The sequence below is a fragment of the Kitasatospora sp. NPDC036993 genome, from assembly GCF_055607525.1.
In genome coordinates this window covers 37828-55278 of the sequence record NZ_JBVJRP010000025.1, presented here as the reverse complement: position 1 = coordinate 55278, position 17451 = coordinate 37828, and the positions used below count along the sequence as shown (strand labels likewise).

At 74.8% G+C, this 17451-nt stretch carries 18 protein-coding genes; 10 read left to right on the top strand and 8 right to left on the bottom strand.

Annotated elements, in window-relative coordinates; translation table 11 throughout:
- Positions 1-18: 18 nt before the first annotated feature.
- From ACZ7C5_RS35170 to ACZ7C5_RS35155, 4 genes are all read left to right on the top strand, one after another.
- Positions 19-405, top strand: coding sequence for a hypothetical protein (locus ACZ7C5_RS35170; RefSeq protein WP_470324236.1), 387 nt, complete (start codon positions 19-21; stop codon positions 403-405).
- Between the two features lie 214 nt (positions 406-619).
- A complete protein-coding gene (locus ACZ7C5_RS35165; protein ID WP_401092373.1) occupies positions 620-1396 on the top strand; it encodes a LamB/YcsF family protein in 777 nt (258 codons plus the stop codon).
- Positions 1393-2019, top strand: a complete 627-nt coding sequence (pxpB, locus tag ACZ7C5_RS35160; protein ID WP_470324235.1) for a 5-oxoprolinase subunit PxpB — start codon at positions 1393-1395, stop codon at positions 2017-2019. The genes ACZ7C5_RS35165 and pxpB overlap by 4 nt, the downstream gene beginning before the upstream one ends.
- A 12-nt stretch (positions 2020-2031) precedes the next feature.
- Positions 2032-2895: a 5-oxoprolinase subunit C family protein gene (locus ACZ7C5_RS35155; protein WP_401092371.1), complete on the top strand. Its 864-nt coding sequence runs from the start codon at positions 2032-2034 to the stop codon at positions 2893-2895.
- A gap of 48 nt (positions 2896-2943) precedes the next feature.
- Here the strand turns inward: ACZ7C5_RS35155 and ACZ7C5_RS35150 are convergent, their stop codons facing one another.
- Both ACZ7C5_RS35150 and ACZ7C5_RS35145 read right to left on the bottom strand, forming a co-directional pair.
- Entirely contained in the window at positions 2944-3867 is a 924-nt protein-coding gene (locus tag ACZ7C5_RS35150; protein ID WP_470324234.1) for an aminoglycoside phosphotransferase family protein, read from the bottom strand.
- Between the two features lie 99 nt (positions 3868-3966).
- Entirely contained in the window at positions 3967-4752 is a 786-nt protein-coding gene (locus tag ACZ7C5_RS35145) for an alpha/beta fold hydrolase (RefSeq protein WP_401092369.1), read from the bottom strand.
- A gap of 146 nt (positions 4753-4898) precedes the next feature.
- On the opposite strand from ACZ7C5_RS35145, the gene ACZ7C5_RS35140 reads away from it, so the two are divergent.
- The 3 genes from ACZ7C5_RS35140 to ACZ7C5_RS35130 all read left to right on the top strand — a co-directional run bounded on the left by ACZ7C5_RS35140 (position 4899) and on the right by ACZ7C5_RS35130 (position 7437).
- A complete protein-coding gene (locus ACZ7C5_RS35140) occupies positions 4899-5432 on the top strand; it encodes a PadR family transcriptional regulator (protein ID WP_401092368.1) in 534 nt (177 codons plus the stop codon).
- Between the two features lie 207 nt (positions 5433-5639).
- Positions 5640-6335 (top strand): class I SAM-dependent methyltransferase, encoded by a 696-nt coding sequence (locus ACZ7C5_RS35135; protein WP_401092367.1) that lies wholly within the window; start codon positions 5640-5642, stop codon positions 6333-6335.
- 259 nt (positions 6336-6594) lie between these two features.
- A complete protein-coding gene (locus tag ACZ7C5_RS35130) occupies positions 6595-7437 on the top strand; it encodes an undecaprenyl-diphosphate phosphatase (protein ID WP_188295514.1) in 843 nt (280 codons plus the stop codon).
- Between the two features lie 124 nt (positions 7438-7561).
- Here the strand turns inward: ACZ7C5_RS35130 and ACZ7C5_RS35125 are convergent, their stop codons facing one another.
- Positions 7562-9073 (bottom strand): HEAT repeat domain-containing protein, encoded by a 1512-nt coding sequence (locus ACZ7C5_RS35125; RefSeq protein ID WP_401092366.1) that lies wholly within the window; start codon positions 9071-9073, stop codon positions 7562-7564.
- Between the two features lie 288 nt (positions 9074-9361).
- Here ACZ7C5_RS35125 and ACZ7C5_RS35120 point away from each other — a divergent pair, with 288 nt between their 5' ends.
- Positions 9362-9916 (top strand): PAS domain-containing protein, encoded by a 555-nt coding sequence (locus tag ACZ7C5_RS35120; RefSeq protein ID WP_401092365.1) that lies wholly within the window; start codon positions 9362-9364, stop codon positions 9914-9916.
- A 91-nt stretch (positions 9917-10007) separates the two neighbouring features.
- On the opposite strand, the gene ACZ7C5_RS35115 is transcribed toward ACZ7C5_RS35120, so the two are convergent.
- Complete coding sequence (locus ACZ7C5_RS35115; RefSeq protein ID WP_470324233.1) at positions 10008-11489, bottom strand: DNA-binding protein NsdB; 1482 nt, start codon at positions 11487-11489, stop codon at positions 10008-10010.
- Between the two features lie 495 nt (positions 11490-11984).
- On the opposite strand from ACZ7C5_RS35115, the gene ACZ7C5_RS35110 reads away from it, so the two are divergent.
- Positions 11985-13226 (top strand): aminoglycoside phosphotransferase family protein, encoded by a 1242-nt coding sequence (locus ACZ7C5_RS35110; RefSeq protein WP_470324232.1) that lies wholly within the window; start codon positions 11985-11987, stop codon positions 13224-13226.
- A 28-nt stretch (positions 13227-13254) separates the two neighbouring features.
- Here the strand turns inward: ACZ7C5_RS35110 and ACZ7C5_RS35105 are convergent, their stop codons facing one another.
- The 4 genes from ACZ7C5_RS35105 to ACZ7C5_RS35090 all read right to left on the bottom strand — a co-directional run bounded on the left by ACZ7C5_RS35105 (position 13255) and on the right by ACZ7C5_RS35090 (position 16550).
- Complete coding sequence (locus tag ACZ7C5_RS35105) at positions 13255-14604, bottom strand: acyl-CoA dehydrogenase family protein (RefSeq protein WP_470324231.1); 1350 nt, start codon at positions 14602-14604, stop codon at positions 13255-13257.
- A 254-nt stretch (positions 14605-14858) separates the two neighbouring features.
- Positions 14859-14942 (bottom strand): putative leader peptide, encoded by an 84-nt coding sequence (locus ACZ7C5_RS35100; RefSeq protein ID WP_350526312.1) that lies wholly within the window; start codon positions 14940-14942, stop codon positions 14859-14861.
- Between the two features lie 95 nt (positions 14943-15037).
- Positions 15038-15532 (bottom strand): hypothetical protein, encoded by a 495-nt coding sequence (locus tag ACZ7C5_RS35095; protein WP_188295628.1) that lies wholly within the window; start codon positions 15530-15532, stop codon positions 15038-15040.
- A gap of 793 nt (positions 15533-16325) precedes the next feature.
- The gene (locus tag ACZ7C5_RS35090) at positions 16326-16550 is read right to left on the bottom strand and encodes a DUF397 domain-containing protein (RefSeq protein WP_317619965.1); all 225 of its coding nucleotides are present in this window, start codon (positions 16548-16550) and stop codon (positions 16326-16328) included.
- Positions 16551-16871: 321 nt separating this feature from the next.
- Here ACZ7C5_RS35090 and ACZ7C5_RS35085 point away from each other — a divergent pair, with 321 nt between their 5' ends.
- A complete protein-coding gene (locus tag ACZ7C5_RS35085; protein WP_401092361.1) occupies positions 16872-17411 on the top strand; it encodes a PTS-dependent dihydroxyacetone kinase phosphotransferase subunit DhaM in 540 nt (179 codons plus the stop codon).
- Positions 17412-17451: the final 40 nt, after the last annotated feature.

Sequence of the window (17451 nt, the reverse complement as noted above, 5' to 3'; positions counted from 1 at the left end):
GGCCTCCCTTCGACAGGCGTGTTGAACACGTTCAAAGATAGGTCTAGAGTCGGTTCCGCGCAGGCGGGACAAGGCTCCGCCTGCACTTCGACGTGCAACGAGCGCTACCCCTTCCTCGCCTACGGCACCGACTGGCTGGCCTTCGCCCACCTGGTGATCGCCGCCGCCTTCTGGGGGCCGCTCAAGGACCCGGTCCGCAACGTCTGGGTGATCCGCTGGGCCGTGCTCGCCTGCGGAGCCGTCATCCCGCTGGCACTGGTCTGCGGGCCGCTGCGCGGGATTCCGCCGACATGGCGATTCATCGACATGTCGTTCGGGGTCTTCGGCGTCCTACCGCTGCTGATCGTGCTGCGGGCGCTGCGTCCGCTGGAGCGTGCCTTCCGGGAAACGGCTCCCGCGCACTGAACCCGGGCGGCCCCGGCGCACTCACCGACCCGAGCGACCCCTCGCACCCCCTCACGACCCCGTACGGCCCCCGGGGCGGCCCGGCGCGGCGCCGCCCCGGGGCGTGCGCTCCCGGGCACACGCCGCAGCGCCCGCGGGGCACCGGGTCACGGACAACGGCCTTCATCCGCAGGCCCTACCATCTGGCTCAACAGCTGCTGGGAGGCGGACGGGCGTGGCCGATGCGGTGATCGATCTCAATGCGGACCTCGGCGAGGGGTTCGGACGCTGGACGCTGACCGACGACGAGGCGCTGCTGTCCGTGGTGACCAGTGCCAACGTCGCCTGCGGGTTCCACGCCGGGGACCCGTCGACGATGCGTCGGGTCTGCGCACTGGCGGCCGAACGCGGCGTCCGGATCGGCGCCCAGGTCTCCTACCGCGACCTGGCCGGTTTCGGCCGCCGCTCGATGGACGTGCCCCCGGAGGAGCTCGCCGACGAGATCGCCTACCAGATCGGCGCCCTCCAGGTGTTCGCCCGCGCCGCCGGTTCCAAGGTCTCCTACGTCAAGCCGCACGGCGCCCTCTACAACCGGGTGGTCGGCGACTCCGAGCAGGCCGAGGCCGTGGTCGCCGGCGTGCTGCGGGCGGGCGCGGTCTGCGACGGGCCGTTGCCCGTCCTCGGCCTGCCCGGCTCGCTGCTGCTGGAGGTGGCCGAGGGCGTCGGCCTGCCGGTGGTGGCGGAGGCCTTCGCCGACCGCGCGTACACCCGCGCCGGCACCCTCGTCCCGCGCCGCGAGCCGGACTCGGTGGTGGAGGACCCCGGGTCGGTGATCACCCGCGCCGTCGGCATCGCCAGGGACCACGCCCTGGAGGCCGCCGGCGGCGAACGGGTCGCCGTCGAGGCCCGCTCGCTGTGCGTCCACGGCGACACCCCGGGCGCCGCCCAGCTCGCCTGGCGGATCCGCGGCGCCCTGGCCTCCGCCGGAGTCCGGGTGGAGGCCTTCACGTGACGGTGGGGGCGGTGCACCGGGTCGGCGAGCGGGCGCTGCTGGTCGAGCTGCCCGGGACGGCCGAGGTGGCCGCGCTGTACGGCTGGCTGAGCGAGCGCAGGGAGGCGGGAGCACTCGGCGCGGTGGAGGAGCTCGTACCGGCCGCGCGCACCCTGCTGCTGGACGGCGTCGCGGACGTCGACGCGGTGGCGGCGCTGCTGCGCACCGCCCGGCCGGCCGCGGCCGGGGCGGCGCACGGGCCGCTGCTGGAGGTCCCGACCGTGTACGACGGCGCCGACCTGGCCGAGGTCGCCGCACTCTGGGGGGTGTCCGAGGAGGCCGCCGTCCGGATCCACACCGGACCCGAGTACGTCGTCGCCTTCTGCGGCTTCGCCCCCGGTTTCGGCTACCTCACCGGCCTCCGGGAACGGTACGAGGTGCCGCGCCGGGCCACCCCGCGCAGCTCCGTCCCGGCCGGCTCGGTCGCCCTGGCCGGCCCGTACACCGGCGTCTACCCGCACCCCTCCCCCGGTGGCTGGCAGTTGATCGGCCGGACGGCGCTGCCCCTCTGGGACGCCGGCCGCGAGCCCCCGGCCCTGCTCGCCCCGGGCACCAGGGTCCGCTTCACGGCCGAACAGGACTGAGGGGAGGCGGAGTTGAACGAGCTGGTGGTGGAGCGCCCCGGCCCGCTGACCACGGTCCAGGACCTCGGACGGCGCGGGGTCGCCCACCTCGGGGTGCCCAGGGCAGGAGCGCTGGACGAGCCGGCGCTGCGCGCCGCCAACCGGCTGGTCGGCAACGAGCCGGGGGCCGCGGGCCTGGAGACCACGCTCGGCGGGGTCGCGCTGCGGGCCGTCGGGACGGTGGTGGTCGCCGTCACCGGTGCGCCCTCGCCCGTGCGGGTGGACGGCCGGCCGGCCGCCTGGGGCGCGCCGGTCGTGGTGCCGGCCGGGGCCGTGGTCGAGGTCGGCGCGGCGACGGCAGGGGTGCGCGGCTACCTGGCGGTGGCGGGCGGGATCGCCGTCCCACCGGTGCTCGGCAGCCGCTCGGCGGACCTGCTCGCCGGGCTCGGACCGGCCCCGCTGGCCGCCGGGGACCGGCTGCCGGTCGGCCCCCCACCGCCGTACCGGGCCCGGCCCGAACTGGTGCCGCTGCCCGCTCCCCCGGCCGAACTGGTGCTGCGGCTGCGGCTCGGGCCGCGCGCGGACTGGTTCACCGCGGAGGCGGTGGCCCGGATCGGCCGCGACCGGTACCTGGTCTCCCCGACCGGCAACCGGGTCGGGCTGCGCACCGAGGGGCCGCCGGTCGCCCGCGCCCGGGACGGCGAACTGCCCAGCGAGGGCATGGTGTCGGGCGCGGTGCAGATCCCGCCGGACGGGCAGCCGGTGGTATTCCTGGCCGACCACCCGACGACCGGCGGCTACCCGGTGATCGGCGTCGTGCCGGCCGGCGACCTGCCGGCCGCCGCGCAGGCCAGGCCGGGGACGCCGGTGCGCTTCGTGCCGCTGCGGGAACACTGAGCCGCCTGGCCGGGGCCGGGGGCGCCGAACCGCGCGCCGGCTTCGCGCTCAACGCCCCAACAGCAGTTCGGCGACGGCGCGTTGAGCCGGGTCAAGCCCCGTCTCGCCCTCCTCGGCCGCCCAGACCGCGTTCTGCAGCACCCGGGCGAGCGTCCAGGCCGCCGCCACCTCGCGGTCCAGCTCCAGCACCTCCGTCAGGAGGTCGAAGCGCCGCCGCAGCGCCCGGGCGAGGTCCCCGGTGGCCACCAGGTCCGTCCAGCGGTTGCGCAGCGCCGGGAGCAGCTCGAAGCCGGGGTGGCCGGCCAACGGCTTGGGGTCGATGGCCAGCCAGGGCGCCCGGCCACTGCCCGGGAGCGGCGCCAGCACGTTGCCGTAGTGCAGGTCCCAGTGCAGCAGCCGGTCGCCCGGCTCGGTGCGGGCCTCGCGCAGGGCGGCCGCGCAGTCGGCGAGCAGGCGCCGTTCGGTCGGGTCGGCGAGGGAGGCGGTGACCGCCGGGGCCGCCTCCAGCAGGCGGCCCGCCGCGTCCGCCAAGGTCCTGAGCCCGTACGGAGCCTGATGACTCGTCAGTTCGCTCAGAAGCTCGGCGACCACGCGCAGCGCCGCGAGGTCGTCGGGGAGGTCGAGCAGCGAGCGCGCCGGGTCCAGGCGCTCCAACAGCAGTGAACCGGTGGCTGGTTCGTGATCGAGCAGTCGGACGGCGCTGCCGCCGCCCCACGCCCGCAGGGCGAGCGGCTCGCCGACCGTCTCCTCGTCCACCGGCTGGAGCTTGAGCACGGCCGGCGTCCCGTCGGCACGCAGCACGGGCAGCACCAGCCCGACCACGCCGTGCGCGACCGGCCCGTCCGGGCGCAGCTCCCAGCGGTCGAACAACTCGGCCGCCAGAAGGGGCAGTCCGGCCGTCCAGGCGCGCCCCTCTGCGCCGAGGAACCCCTCCAGGGACGCGGCCAGCGCGGGTGGTACCTCGACGGACATCGGACGGGCTCCTCTCGGGCGGTTCACCTCACCCTACGGCGGACGGCGGCCGGCCCCGCCCGGTCGCCGTCCGCCCGAGCGCCCGATCACCCCGCCCGGTCACCCCAGCCCGAGCGCCTCCGCCGCCGCGGCCGCGAAGCCGTCCGGGTTGTCGAGCATGATGTTGTGTCCGCAGTCGGGCACCGCGACCACCCGCACGCCCGCTGCCCGCAGGGCGTCGGCGCCCGCCGGCTCGCCGTCCGCCACCGGGTGGAGGAAGGTGCGCGGGAGGTCAAGACCGAGCAGCAGCTCGCGCATGGACGGGGCGGTCGCCCGGGCGAGGTGGCGGGCGCTGCGGTGGACCGCCTCCGGACCGGCCAGCCGCATGGTGGACCACCAGAACGGGCCGACCCGCTCGGCGACTTCGTCCCGGCCGCCGGCCAGGAACTCCTCCTCGGTGTAGGCCGCGATGCCGCTGCTGCCGGGGCGGCGCCGGTCGGGCTCGATCCGGTCCAGGTTGGCGTCCACCAGGAGCAGCCGCTCGACCAGACGCGGGTGCCGGTGGGCGAGGACGATCGCGACCGCCCCGCCCATGCTGTGGCCCACCACCTCGACCCGGTCGGGCCCGGCGGCCGCGACCGCCGCCGCGACCGCGTCCGTGTGCTCCTCCAGCGTGTAGCCGAAGTCCGTCGGCCGGTCGCTGAGGCCGAAGCCGAGCAGGTCCAGGAGCAGCGAGCGCCGCCCGGCGAGCAACGGGTGGACGGCGGCGGCCGCGAAGTAGGCCGGCGAGCTGGCACCGAGCCCGTGCAGGTAGAGCCGGGCCGGCTCGGTACCGGGCAGTTCGGCACCGGGCAGCTCGACCCAGCGGATCCGGTCGCCGTTCGGGGTGACGGGGGCCTCGCGCATGCTCACACGCTCCTCTTTCAGGGGTCCCGGCACCGGCGGGCCGGCTCCGGGGGTTCCGGCGGACGAGCAGGACCATACATCGATCCCGAGGTATCACGATAGCGATATACCCACGCCCCGAGGGACGGATCTGAGAGAGTGACCCCATGCTGAAGCTCGCGATCCTCGGATTCCTGTACGACCGGCCGCTGCACGGCTACGAGCTGCGCCGCCACCTCGCCGCGCTCACCGGCCACGTCCGCCCGATCAGCGACGGCACGCTCTACCCCGCGATCAAGCGCCTGGAGGCCGACGGCCTGCTCGTCCGCGAGACCGAGCCGGGCAGCGCCGCCGCCCCCCGGCACACCCTGCACCTCACCGAGGCCGGCCGCACCGCCCTGCTCGACCGGCTGCGCGAGCCCGAACCGCTCGACGTCAGCGACGAGAACCGCTGGTTCACCCTGCTCGCCTTCCTGCGGCACCTGACCGACCCGGCCGCCCAGGCCGCAGTGCTCCGCCGCCGGCTCGCCTTCCTCGCCGAGCCCGCCGGCTTCTTCTACGAGGGCGACCGCCCGATCCGCGCCGAGGAGTTCACGGATCCGTTCCGGCGCGGGCTGCTGCTGGTCGCCCGCGCCACCACCGAGGCCGAACTCGGCTGGCTGGAGGCGACCCTGTCCGACCTGGAGGGCGCCCCGCGCTAGAACGGCCACTGGTCGGCGTGCCCGTGCTGCTGGTGGTGCTCGTGCCGTGCGGGGTGTGCCATGTCGTCCTCCGCTCGCCCCGGCGCCCCGTTCGACGCCGCCTCTCCTGCTCCGTCACTGGTCGAAGTTATACCCCATGGGGTATACCGCAATCCCGTTCCGACGCCCTCTTCCCCCGGCCCGCCCGTCCGTGTTCGGATGAACGGCATGGCAGACGAGCGACGCGAGGGCTACGACGGAACGGGCGAGGGCGCGATCACCCCGGACGGCTGCGCCGTCGAGGTCTGGAGCCGCCTCCCCGTGGGCGACGCCCCGGACGTGATCGAGGCCGCGGTGCCACCCGGCGCCCGCATCCTCGAACTGGGCTGCGGCGTCGGCCGGATGACGCACCCGCTGACCGACCGCGGCTTCACCGTGACGGCCGTGGACGAGTCCGCCGAGATGCTGGCCCGGATCCGCCCCGGCGTCCGCACGGTGCGCAGCCCGATCGAGGAGCTGGACCTCGGCGAGCGCTTCGACGTCGTCATGCTCGCCTCCTTCCTGGTGCACGCCGGTGACGTCGCCGTCCGCCGGGGCCTGCTGGAGACCTGCCGCCGGCACGTCGGCGAGGACGGCTGCGTGCTGGTGCAGCGCGAGGGTGAGGACTGGCACCGCAACGTGCCGCGGGAGAACCGGATCGGCCCGGACGCGTGGTCCCGGCTGGTCTCGGCCACGCCGGTCGGCGACGGCGTCGACTCCGTCCGCTTCGAGTACACCTTCCCGGACGGCACCTGGACCCAGACCTTCCTGTCCCGCCCGCTCGACACCGAGGCGTTCGAGCAGGCGCTCGCGGAGGCGGACCTGGTGGTAGAGCGCTACCTCACCGCGGACCGCACCTGGGTCCGCGCGCGGCCCGTGCTCTGAACCGGCCGCGCGCGGCCCGTGCTCCGAGCCGCCCCTGACACCGGCTCCGGACCGGGACCGGCTCCGCGCGCAACGGTCGAACACAGGGTGAACAAAGAACCGTCACCTTCACCCCGTACCATCAGCCGCGCGCCGTGCTCGCGCGCGGCCCGCGGGCCGGGCGGGCCGCGGCGGCCCCGCCCGCCCTTCCGACCCGCAAGGACCCGCCCATGCCGCCCCTGCCCCACGCCCGACGGATATCCCCGGCGCGTGTCCGGTGATCAACTGGTTCCACGGGGCCGTCCTCGGCCTGATCCAGGGACTCACCGAGTTCCTGCCGATCTCCTCCAGCGCCCACCTGCGGGTCTTCTCCGCCCTGCTGGGCTGGGACGACCCGGGCGCGGCCTTCACCGCCGTCACCCAGCTCGGCACCGAGACGGCGGTGCTGATCTACTTCCGCCGGGACATCGCCTCGATCATCAAGACCTGGTCGCTGTCCCTGTTCCGGCCGGCGCTGCGCTCGGACCCGGACGCGCGGATGGGCTGGTTCGTGATCATCGGCACCCTGCCGATCGGCATCCTGGGCAAACTGTTCCAGGACACCATCGAGACCCACCTGCGCGACCTGCGGATCATCGGCACCACGCTGATCGTCTTCGGCCTGATCCTGGCGTTCGCCGACCGCACCCGGGCCGTCCGCCACGCCCGTCCGATCACCGACCTCACGCTGCCGCACGCGGGCACCTACGGATTGGCCCAGGCGCTGGCGCTGATCCCCGGCGTGTCCCGCTCCGGCGGCACGATCAGCGCCGGCCTGCTGCTCGGCTACAGCCGGGAGGCGGCGGCCCGCTACTCGTTCCTGCTCGCCATCCCGGCGGTGCTCGCCTCGGGGGCACTGGAGCTGTTCAAGATCGGCGAGGGCCCGTCCCCGGCCTGGGGTCCGACCATCCTGGCCACCGTGATCGCCTTCGTGGTCGGCTACGCGGCCATCGCGTGGTTCCTGAAGTACATCTCGTCCCACAGCTTCATGCCGTTCGTGGTCTACCGGGTGCTCCTCGGCGTCCTGATCATCGGACTGGTCATCGGAGGCGTGCTGACCCCGGACGCGGGCGCGGTGAAGTAGAACCGGATTTCAGTACGAGGACCACAGAACGTACGAGAACCGCAGAGCGTACGAGGACCCGCGGAAACAAGTGGGCCGGGACACCGTGTCGGTGTCCCGGCCCACTGAACGTTGTGGGCCGACCCTAACGCCCGTGCTCCCGGGCGGCGGTCAGGCGGCCGCGTACGGCGGCGTGGACCTCGGCCTCCTCGGCCGGGTCGGCGGCGAGCCTGCGCAACCGCTCCAGCACACGCGCGTCGCCCGTGGTGGCGACATGGCGCGCGGCGAGCTCACGCGTGGACTCCTCGCAGTCCCAGAGGCACTCGACAGCGGGCCCCTCGGGAAAGTGCACATCGGTCACGGCGAGCGCGCGGGCGGCGCGTCCGCGCAGCTCCGAGGAGCCGGCCTCCCCGTAGACGTGGCGCAGGACCGGTACGGCGTCGGCGGCGACCAGCCGCCCCGCACCGTCCACCAGCGACCCGAGCCCGGTACCGCTGACCCCGCGCACGGAGATCCAGCGGCGCAGCCCGGCCACCACCAGCGGCGCGTCGCCCGGCTCGCCCGCGTCGGCGAGCAGCTGGACGGCGGCCTCGCCGAGCGCGCTGTCGGCACCGCCGGTGGCCGGGTCGGCCCAGCGGCGGGCCTGCGCCAGCACCTCGGGGCCGCGCATCCGGCCGAGCAGTTCCAGGGCGGCCCGGACGATCCGGTCGTCCACGTCCGCGGCGGCCGTCTCGATCAGCTCGACGGCGGCCGGGTCGCGCTGCTCGACCAGGTGGCGCAGGGCGGCCCGGCGGGCGCCGGGCAGGCCGCCGCGCGCGGCTTCCACCAGCAGCGGGCGGTCCTCGGGCCGGACCACGGCGGTCAGACAGCGGGCGGCCGCGGCGGCGCGGCGGTCCACCGCGTCGGGGCCGGACTGCGGGTCGGTGTCGCGCACGGGCTCGGTGCGGGCGTCGGGCCGGCCGAGGAAGGCACCGGCGCCGAGGCCGCCGAGTTCGCCCTGGTCGGCCCAGGCCAGCACGTCGGCGGTGGACCAGCCGGGGGTGACGCCGCTGCGGTTGATCTGGCGTTGCCACAGGTCGAAGGGTGACTGCTCGCTGGCCGCCGCCACTCTCGGGTGGTAGGAGGCCCACAGCCGCCAGGGCCTGGGCTCGTACGCGTTGCGGATGAACTCGCGCAGCTCGGCGTCGCCCTCGGGGCCCGGCGGGAAGTGGTCCAGCACGGCGGTCCCGAGCAGCAGCAGGCCGCGGTCGTCGTCGCGCAGCGCGAGTTCGTCGAGGGCCCAGGACCAGTTGGCGCCGGTGGCGGCGTACTCGCGCAGCATCAGCAGCGCGTCGCGCCGGCCGTACGAGGCGAGGTGGCCCAGGACGGAGAGGGCGAGGCCGGTGCGGCTCTCGTCGTCGGTGACCAGGTCCTCGGCGGAGTGGAGGTGGTCCTCGATGCCGTCGAGGGGGGCTTCCAGGTCCATGTAGATGCGCGCGTAGTAGAGGGAGCGACTCTCGACCTGCCAGTCGGCTCGCGGGTCCCTGGTGACACACTCCTCCAGCGCGGAAATGGCCTCGGCACGGTCGGCGGCCAGCGCGTGGAGCTGCCCGTCACCACGGCCTCGCTGAAGGAGGCCCAGGAGGCTGGCACTGGGTGCTATCACTGGCTCGAACATGAGGTCAGCATCCGTTGCGGCGGTCGTAGTGGCAACGGGATTTCCGTCGCCGGGGTCTCTGGTCGGTACTGCGGTGGGCGCCCGGGCGCCGGAATCACCGAAGGTTACCGCCTCGGACCCCCGTCCGCACACAGGGCGACGACGGCTACTGCCACAGTGGCATATGCCAGGGGAACTTTGTCTGCGTTCTGTCCAAATCGCCCGCAAGGGTGACAACGCTGTGCGACAGTCTTCTCACCACCCGAACGGTCCGCACACCGTGGGCCGCAGCCGAGCGATGGGCCCGCCATGAACATGCCGTTAGGTGCCATCCGCCCGCCGGGCGCCGCCACGGTGGACGGCGCCCCGACGGGCGGAACCGGCACGATCGGCAGGGCCGACGGCGACACCTCCGGTGCCGCCGGCGGCGACGGCACGGGCGACGCCGACAGCGGAACGGACGGCAGAGTGGACGGCACGGCACAGGAGCCGTCCGGCCCCTACCTCGGCGACGGCGGCGACCACGACGGCATCGACGGCCTGCTCGGCTCCGCCGAATGGGACCTGCTGACCGACGGCGCCCACTGGAGCCCGGAGACCTACCTCCTCCTCGGCTGCGACCCGGACCACGGCCCGCTCAGCCTCGACCGGCTGCCGGACCGGCTCCCCGAGGCGGACCGGCCGCTGCTGCGGCGGATGATGACCGACGCCCTGGTGCACGGCCGCTCCGCCGCCGGCACCGTACGGATCCGCCGGTCCGACGGACGGCAGGAGGGCGTCGAGTTCGGGGGCGAGCCCGTCCTCGGCCCGGACGGCACCGTCACCGCGCTGCGCATGCTGCTCCGCCCGGCCCGGTCGGTCTGAGCGCCCCGCCCCGATCCCCGTTCCAAGCCCCGGCCCGAGGTCCGCGCATCAGGGGCCCGACCACCCGGGGGGCCGCACCGCGGGGCGCCCGTCAGCTCAGCCGCCGCCGGTTCTTGGCGTCCACCGCCCGCAGCGCCCGGCCCAGCTCCTCCCGCAGTTCGTCCACCACCGGCAGCCCCCGGTACCTGGCGGTCAGCCGGTACATCTCCCGCAGCCGGTCCCAGGTCCGGAGCGAGGAGTTCTGGCCGATCAGGTTCATCACCATCTTGGCCTGGAACCGCGCCGCGTCCGGCTCGCCGGTGATCAGGTGCACCGAGGCCAGGGTGATCCGGTCGAACAGCGCCGACCGCAGCTGCCCGGTGCCCTCCCGCAGGGTGATCACCCGCTCCGCGTGCCTGCGGGCCTCGGGGGCCACCGCCGGGTCGTGCTCGGACAGCGTGCGCAGCACCAGGGCCTGCATGCCGCGCAGTTCGGCTTCGTCGAACACCTGCATCCAGGACGGCGGCGGTTCGGGAGCCTCCTCGGCGAACAGGTCCTCGGCCTCGCCGAGCAGCCGGTAGGTGTCCTGCGAGTGCCCGATCGAGGCGTGCGCCCACGCCTCGACGGTGTTGAGCATGGCGCGCGTCCTGGGCAGCAGCCGCCCGCCGGCCGCCTTGGCCGCCGACATCAGGTCGAGGGCGTCGTCGGCCCGGCCCAGGTGCACCATCTGCCGGGCGGCCCGGGAGATCGCCTCGCCGGCCCGCGGCCGGTCACCGGCCTCCTTGGCCGCGTCGGCCGCGATCATGAAGTACTTCTGGGCGGTGGGCTCCAGGCCCACGTCGTGCGACATCCAGCCCGCCAGCACCGCCAGGTTGGCCGCGACCAGCCACAGCCGCTGCTCCACGGCGGGTGCGTGGCGGTGTGTCAACAGGCCGCCGACCTCGTTCAGTTGGCCGACCACCGCCTTGCGCTGCAACCCGCCTCCGCGGGCCGCGTCCCAGGCCCGGAACACCTGCACCGAGTGTTCCAGCGACTCCACCTCGTCGAGCCCGACCGGGCCCGCGTCGTACACGTCGACCACCGGGTGCGATCCGCTCCCGGCGACCACCTGTCGGGGCCCGGGGACGGAGGCCGCGTAGGCGACCGCGTCCCCGCTCAGCCAGCCCTTCAGCGAGTCGGCGATGACCGCCCCGGCCGTGAGCGCGGCTCCGGCGCCCACCAATCCACGTCGGTTCAGCATGAGGTCCATTCCCGTGAACTCGGTGAGGACCGCGGCTGTTCGATCCGGCGACCATGGCACTGCTGCGGACGCGTCCGCTCCGGACCTGGTGGGCCGGTGTCGTTCCAGACCGAGGTCCTCAGTGGTGACGACACGTCCGAGCCGCTCCGTGAACACGGCCGCCAGCACCCTCGGCACCGGATCGCGCGGGATCTCCCCCTGCTCGATCCAGCGCCGTACCCTCGATGTGTCGGTGGACAGCTGCAGCTGACCCATCGCGGCACCCCGACGGTTGACCAGCCGCGCGAGTTCGCCCTTCGACCATCCGGTCAGGACGAACATGTCGGCCAGTCGGGTGTTGGGTTCCCTGCTCAACGAAGCCCCCAGGTTCCTCGGCTGGTTCGAGGCTAGAGGCTCGGGCAAGTGCCGGGCGAGCATTCGCCACCGTTCGCCAGGGCCCGCCAGACTACTAAGCCAGTGCCCGACGGGTGTGTTGTAGGAGTGCGCCACCTCGCCCCCCGGGTCGGGCGGCGTCCCACCAGCGTCGGGGCCTTCCCCCGACGGTGGTACGGGGCGCTCCCGGTTCTCACCCGAGGGGGTGGCGCGGCCGGGTGGCGCGGGGGCGCCGGGCACGGCCACGGCAGTCCGGCCGACCGCATTCCCCAGGGTGCGGACGGCCGGAGCACTGCCGGACAGGGGTTCCCGACCCCGCGTCCGTGCCCGGCGCCCGCTCACCACCCGCCGCACCGCGCGTGCCGCACCGCAGCACCCGCAGGGCCGCCGTCACGCCAGGAAGCACACGGCACCGGCCCTCCCCCGCCCCCGCGGGGAAGCACCCGCCGACGGACCGGAAGGGACCACCCTCAGCCCATGTACTCCTCAGCGACGACCCCGACGCCCACCGCGACCCGCCCCGCGCTGCGCCCCCCCACCGCAGCCGCCGGCCGCCCCGGCCCCAGGCCGGTGCCGCCGACGAGCCGTCCGGTGGCCCCGCGCGGCGCCGAGGGCCGGGCCACGGACACCCGGGTCGTCCCGGCCGGCCGTACGGCGCTGGGTCCGGCCGGCCGTACCGCGCTGGGGCTGCGCGCCCCCGAGACCGCCCTGCCGGGCGGCGGCCGGATGCCACTGGCCCGGCAGGCCGACGGCCAGGTGCTGCGGGCCCGGCGGCCCGGCCAGCCCGGCGGCGGCCCGGAACGGATCGATCCCTCCGCGCTCCAGACCCCGGCGGTCCGGGCGGCGCTCGCCAGTGTCGCGCGGATATGTCCCGCGTTCACGCCGCGCCAGGTCCTGCGCGAGGGCAGCCGCCACATCCTGGTGGCGGGCACCATCGGACGGGCTCCGGTGGTCGCCAAGTGCCTGGCGCCGCAGGCGGTGCGGAGTGAGTACTTCGAGCAGCTGGTGGCCGACTTCCACCACGAGGTGGCGGTCTACCGGGCGTTCGTCCGGCACCGTCCGCCGGTGCGGCTGCCCCGGCTGGTCGCGGCCGACCACGACCGGTGCGTCCTGGTCATGGAGCGCGTCCCGGGGCGCCCGGCCGCCCGCGAGCGCCACCCGGTCAACGCGCCCACCCCGGGCGAGGTGCGGGCGCTGCTCACCGCGGTCCGCACGCTGAACCTGTGGCGGCCGCCGACCGACGTGTTCCAGCCCCGCCTGGACTACCCCATGGAGATCGCCCGCTACCACTCGGTGGGCCAGCTCACCGACCGGGACGCCGGCGACCTGCGCGCCCTGCTGCACGGCCTCGGCACCACCCCGCTCCAGCTCTGCCACGGCGACGCCCTGCTCAGCAACATGCTGCTGGCGCCGTCGGGCCCGGTGCTGGTCGACTGGGAGCAGGCCGGCTGGTACCTGCCGGGCTACGACCTGGCGGTGCTGTGGAGCGTCCTGTCCGGGGACACCGCGGCGCGCCGGCAGATCAGCCAGCTCGCCCAGAACGGCGGCACGCTGGCCAGGGACGCCTTCCTGGTGAACCTGGTGCTGGTGCTGATGCGCGAGATCCGGCTGTACGACGTGCCGGGCGCCGGCGAGGAGCAGCGGATCATGATCCGCCGGCTCTACGACGACGCGGCACTCGCCCGCCGGGCCGTCCGCGCCGCGGTCGGCACCCGCTGACCGGACGACAGGTACGACCCCGCGGCACTCACGGCCGGGCGCCCCGTTCCAGGGCCGCCCGGCCCGCGGCCTCCAGGACGGTCTCGTCCGGGGCCAGGTGCACCCGGCTGCTGAGCACGTCCCGCAGGTAGCGCTCCAGCGGGTGACGCCGGCTCAGGCCCGGGTTGCCGGTGAGGGCGACGGCCTGCTGGACCACCGCCGTCGCGGCCCGGGTGGCCAGCAGGTGGGCAGGACCGGTCCGGGCGACGGCCCCCGGCTCGCCCCGGTCCACCCGGGGCGCGAGGCCCTCGACCAGTTCCTCGGCGCCGATCAGCTGGGCCTCGATCTCGCCGAGGGCGGTCCGGTAGCGCGGCAGGGTGCCGAGCGGCTCGGTCAGGTTGGCCGGGGTGCGCTGGTTGAGGAAGCGGATCAGCCAGGCCTCGGCGGCCCTGGCGACGCCGATCGCCACCGCGGAGAGGGCCAGGTCGTGCCAGGCGAGCGAGAGTTCGGCCCCCGCGTCGGCATCCTGACGGGCCGTCCGGCGACCGGTCGTCAGACCGAGCGCGAGGTCGGCGGGCACCCTGACCTGCTCCAGCACCACGTCGTGGCTGGCACTGGCCCGCAGTCCGAGCTGGTCCCAGGTCGGGTCGATCTCCAGGCCCTCGCTCTCGCCGCGGACCAGGAAGGTGCCGACCCTCGGCACCTCCTCGTCGGTCCGCGCGGTCACCGCCATCCAGGCGAGCGCCTCGGCACCGGTGCAGTACGTCTTCCGGCCCGTCAGCAGCCAGCCGTCGCCGTCCCGCCGGGCGACCGTCGCGGGCAGTTCCCCCGGGTGGCCGCCGGGCTCCATCCGCAGCGTGTTGACCAGCGCGGGACCGCGCCGGGACTCGGTGAGCAGCCGCCGGTAGCCGGCCGTCGGCCAGTCCGCCCGGCGGGCCTGCTCGGCGTGCCGGAGCAGGGTGAAGGCGGTGACCACGGCCACCGAGGCGTCCCCGCGGCCGAGTTGGGACAGCACCCGGACGGTGTCGGCGAGCGTTCCGCCCGGCCCGCCGTACCGCTCGGAGACGGTGAGGGTGAGCAGTCCGGCCTCGTGGACGGCCTCGATCCCCTGGTAGGGGAAGGTCGCGTCGCGGTCGTGCTCCTCCGCGCGGGCGGCCAGCAGGTCGACCACCCGGGGCAGCCCGGCCAGCGCGGTCTCGATCGCGGTGCGGCCGGGTGCGGAACCGGACGTACCGGCGGTCGCGGCACCGACGGGTTCGGGATGGCCGGAATCGGACCGGCCGGAACTCGCCGACGGCGGGCCGGTCCTGGAGCGGCGACCGGCGGAACCGGTCCTGGCGGTGGTGCTCATGGCGGTGGCGTCCGCCGCGGAACGGTCGCCGACGGGGGGTTCGCCCACGGGGGCTCCGTCGGCGGAGCGATCGTCGAACGGATGGTCCCCGGACGAACGATCGGCGGTCGAACGGTTGGCGGCGCGGGTCGTCATGATGCTGTGCCTCCGGGCGGCAGCGTGGGCTCGACGGATGCGGGCGGCACGCCGTACGGGCGCGCGGTACCGGTTGGCGGCCCCGGAGGCCAGCTCACAGCCCGCCCCCGGGATTCGGCGCCGACCGGGACCCGGCCGACCACCCGCCGCCTGGGGACGGATCCCCCTCAGCGACCCGGACACGCCGCGCTGGCGGTGCGCCGCAGATCCAGGTGCCTGCGACGGGTCAGCAACGGAAGACGGCACGGCATGTTCGCGACTGTACGAACCGTTGATCGATACCGTCAAGCAGGATCCGGCCACCGGGCGGAGCCGGTCCGTGCCGCCGGAATCGGCCCCTTCGGGGTCAGCCCTGCTGGAACATGTCCGCCGGGAGCGGCTTCAGCAGCTGATAAAGGTCGTCCGAAATCGGTCGGTCCCAGGACGCGATGGTGACCAGGACCCCGTCGCTGCGGCCGAACTGGGCGCAGAACACGCGCTCCTCGCTGACCTTGACCTTCTTCACGATCAGCAGGTCGTCCCCGAGCATCACCGGGAAGTCCTCGGCCGAGGCGAACTCGACCGGCTCGTCGTTCTCCAGTGCCGCGAGCAGCTGCCGCACCTCGAAGGGCACGTCGTCGCCGGTCTCCCGGGCGGGCGAGCCCTCGGGGAGGTTGCCGATGAACATCGCCGGGCCTCTGCCGCCGAACAGGTCGTAGCGCAGGAAGATCCCCTGGCAGGAGCCGTCCGGGCCGGTCATCATGGCCGCACCGAAGTCGCCGGGCCAGTCACCCGGGTCCATCGCGAGCACGTCGAAGTCCGGGCCGGCGGGCTGTCCGGAGCGACGGCGGAGAAAAGACATGGGAACATCGTACGTGTCCGGCACACCCCGCTCGCGAGGTGGGTGGGGCGCCGTCGGGGGGCGGGCGGGAGATCGACGCTCAGAGACCAATGTTGACTCTGAGCAACCGTCCGGGCTACGTTCGGTTCAGCACGACAGCCGTTCCGGGTTTCACCCTCCGGGGGGACGGCATGTCGCAACGCGGCCCTACACGCGTTTCCCTCACTGTGCACACGCGTTCCCTCACTGTGCACTTGTCGTGCCGAACTGCCGAGCACCCGTGCTTCGTCATCGCACACAGCACCAACACACAAGCCAACAGTTCCATGCATCACAAGCCAGATCCGCGGGGCCCCGGCCCGTCGCTCCCGTGGATCTGCTCGGGACGCCGCCGCGTGGGGGCGTGCGGGTCCCGAGCGTTCGGTGCCGTCTCCGAGTCGCTCTCGGTTCCGGCACCAGCCTCCCGGCGACTGCCGGCCCTTCACGGGGCCGGGACCGGCCGACGCACCCCGGTGCGCAGGGGATGACTGGGAGGATGGTCCGGCACCAGTGCCGGACCGCACAGCAGGCGCCGTGTCTGGCCGCGTGGGGGCGGTGGGCACGGCGTCTGCCCGTGCTCATACTCTGAGCTGCGTTTGTCTAACAGTCAACAGAAATTCTGACGGGGCACGCTCAATGGATCATCAGTTGTGATGTTCGGACCCGGAAGAACGCCTGCGGAGCGGGCCCCCTCGATGGGGGACCCGCTTCCGCGACGGGGGCCGGCTCCGTGCCGGGGGCCCCGCGAAGGACCCCCGGAGGGGCCCGGCGAGCCTCAGGTGAGGTCGAACTCGCCGTCCCGGGCGCCGAGCACGAAGGCCCGCCACTCCCCCGGTGTGAAGACCAGGACGGGACCGTCCTCCTGACGGCCGTCCCGCATCCCGATGTAGCCGTCCACGAAGGCGATCTGCACGTCTCCGACGCCCTGGCTGCTGCACAGCCACTCCGCCCCGGTGAAGTCCACCTTGGGCTTCCCGCTCGGCGCCAGCTCCGGCTGCACCTCGCCGGTCTCCGTGTCCGTCCCGCTGTTGGATCCCACTGACCGATCTCCTCCCGACTGCGTTCCCGGGTCAGCCTAGTCACACCTCGCGGCCCCGGTCAGCGGGTTGACGAGGACTCCTCCGGCCCGGGACGGGCATCGCCGGAGGAAGGGTCGAGGCGTGTCCCGACCGGCGGGGGCGGCGGGCAGCTGCCAGAGTGCTGCCAGGGCGCCGTCCTGGCGCCTCCCGGGCGCCGTCCGGGCCCGGGAGCGCGGGAGGGCGAGCCCGTCGGCCGTCCGGGAGCCCGAAGACCCCCACCGATCCGTTCAAGGGAGCAGCCGATGAGCCGCCGGGACGGCACCCGCGCCGACGTCATCCCCATCTCCGACGCCCCCTCGGCCCATCCTCCGGCTCCCCGCACGCCTCCCTCGCCCACCCCGTTGCCCCGGCCCGCCTCCGGCCGGCCCGCCGCGCACGGTCGGGTCGGGATCGTCCTGGTCTCGCACAGCCGGGAACTGGCCACCGCCGTACGGTCCCTCGCGCTGGCGTTGACCGGATCCGACTCCCCCGCGCCGGTCGCGGCGACCGGCGGCGACCTGCCGGACGGGCCCGGCATCAGCGCCGTCCTGGTGGCCGCCGCGACCCGCCGGGTGGACCAGGGCCACGGTGTGGTCGTGCTCGCCGACCTGGGCGGGGCGGTCACCACCGTCCGCGCGCTGCTGTCCGAGGCCGACGAGCACGGACTGCCGTTCCCGGTCCGGTTCGCCAACGCGCCGTTCGTCGAGGGCGCGGTGGCCGCCACCACGACCGCGACGGCGGGCGGGGACCTGGCGGCGGTGCTGGACGCGGCCGAGGAGGCCTACCGGCAGTACAAGGGCTGACCGGACGGGCCGTCGCAGAACCGCCGGCCCACTGGCAGGC

Bases quoted from the DNA above. Each gene is read 5' to 3' on its own strand.
- ACZ7C5_RS35140 (WP_401092368.1), top strand. From the start codon at position 4,899: ATGCTGAAGCTCGCGATCCTCGGATTCCTGTACGACCGGCCGCTGCAC.
- ACZ7C5_RS35095 (WP_188295628.1), bottom strand. From the start codon at position 15,532: ATGTCTTTTCTCCGCCGTCGCTCCGGACAGCCCGCCGGCCCGGACTTC.
- ACZ7C5_RS35110 (WP_470324232.1), top strand. From the start codon at position 11,985: ATGTACTCCTCAGCGACGACCCCGACGCCCACCGCGACCCGCCCCGCG.
- ACZ7C5_RS35120 (WP_401092365.1), top strand. From the start codon at position 9,362: ATGAACATGCCGTTAGGTGCCATCCGCCCGCCGGGCGCCGCCACGGTG.
- ACZ7C5_RS35135 (WP_401092367.1), top strand. From the start codon at position 5,640: ATGGCAGACGAGCGACGCGAGGGCTACGACGGAACGGGCGAGGGCGCG.
- ACZ7C5_RS35085 (WP_401092361.1), top strand. From the start codon at position 16,872: ATGAGCCGCCGGGACGGCACCCGCGCCGACGTCATCCCCATCTCCGAC.
- ACZ7C5_RS35100 (WP_350526312.1), bottom strand. From the start codon at position 14,942: ATGCCGTGCCGTCTTCCGTTGCTGACCCGTCGCAGGCACCTGGATCTG.
- ACZ7C5_RS35145 (WP_401092369.1), bottom strand. From the start codon at position 4,752: ATGCGCGAGGCCCCCGTCACCCCGAACGGCGACCGGATCCGCTGGGTC.
- ACZ7C5_RS35150 (WP_470324234.1), bottom strand. From the start codon at position 3,867: ATGTCCGTCGAGGTACCACCCGCGCTGGCCGCGTCCCTGGAGGGGTTC.
- ACZ7C5_RS35125 (WP_401092366.1), bottom strand. From the start codon at position 9,073: ATGTTCGAGCCAGTGATAGCACCCAGTGCCAGCCTCCTGGGCCTCCTT.